This window comes from Synechococcus lacustris str. Tous, assembly GCF_003011125.1.
Taxonomy (GTDB): Bacteria; Cyanobacteriota; Cyanobacteriia; order PCC-6307; family Cyanobiaceae; genus Synechococcus_D; species Synechococcus_D lacustris.
The window spans coordinates 1-1,089 of sequence record NZ_PXVC01000217.1; the positions used below are offsets into that span (position 1 = coordinate 1).

1 protein-coding gene is annotated in these 1,089 nt (G+C 52.4%); it reads right to left on the bottom strand.

Annotation, left to right across the window (positions count from 1 at the left end; all coding sequences use genetic code 11):
* Positions 1-501: 501 nt before the first annotated feature.
* A partial coding sequence (locus C7K08_RS14430) for an integrase core domain-containing protein (RefSeq protein ID WP_133165329.1) occupies positions 502-1,089 on the bottom strand: 588 nt, incomplete at its 5' end.

The following is a 1,089-nucleotide window of genomic DNA, read 5'->3' on the forward strand; positions in this document are numbered from 1 at the left end:
GTAGAAACTTATCTATCTACAGGCAAATAAAACATCATTAGCACCCTTAACTCTGCCGCCCAACCCAAAATCAGCGCCATCCGTGCCAGGTAATCAATGCCGCAAATGACCGCAACTCACTAAAAAAGGGTCTTTAAAGACCCTTTGGTGTTATTGGTTTTTGTAGGTGTGGAGGGGTTTGAGGTATAATCGGTCAGGAGGGAGTGTTTGTATGTTTTTTGGCCCGCTCCCGCGGCTGCGTCCCTCCTCCCCACTGTATCCCGCACCTCGCACCCCGCACCTGCATCCTGCTCCGCCCTCGCTCGTTGTGTCCCGCACCTCGCGCCGCACCTGCATCCTGCTCCGCATCACGCAAATCTTCGGTGTAACCCACTCCACCAACTCGCGGGCACCAAATCGTTGCGATCAGTTGTAGTCATACGGCGAAAAGCAAGTAACCAAAGAAAATCTTATTTCAAATACCACGGTAACTGTCAGGAAAYATGACGYCTYTGCCKCCGATTAGGCGRCCAATTCCAACTTAGCTGTTTGAGCGATGAAATCATCAGCGGGCTGGTTTATCCACACCACTTCTGGTTGCCGCCAACAGCGTGTGGTTGTTGTCCACCGCCGGGGATGGCGTTGACGGGCCTGTTCATAAAGATCAGCACGCTTTTTGCAAATTGCTATCGCCACGCCGCTATGCCTTTGCTGAGGCGTAACGAATTTGATGCCGCTATGGCGGTGTTGGTGGTTATACCAATCCACAAAAGAGGAAACCCATTGGCAAGCTTCTTCTTTGCTGCTGAAAGGCCGGCTTGGATAGTTCGGCCGGTATTTAACAGTGCGGAATAGAGATTCGGAATAGGGATTGTCGTTGCTCACCCGTGGCCTAGAGAAGGATCTGAGTACCCCTAGCTCTTCTAAGCGCACCTCAAGGGTTGCCGCCCTCATTGACGTGCCGTTATCGGCATGCAAGATCAGCGGCTGTTTGCGGCGTCGGCTGACGCGTTCCTTGAGGCAGGCCCTACTCACCAGCTGAGCTGCTAATTCAGCTGATTCAGATTGCTCCACATCCCAGGCAACAACTTTTCTGCTCCAGATATCAAC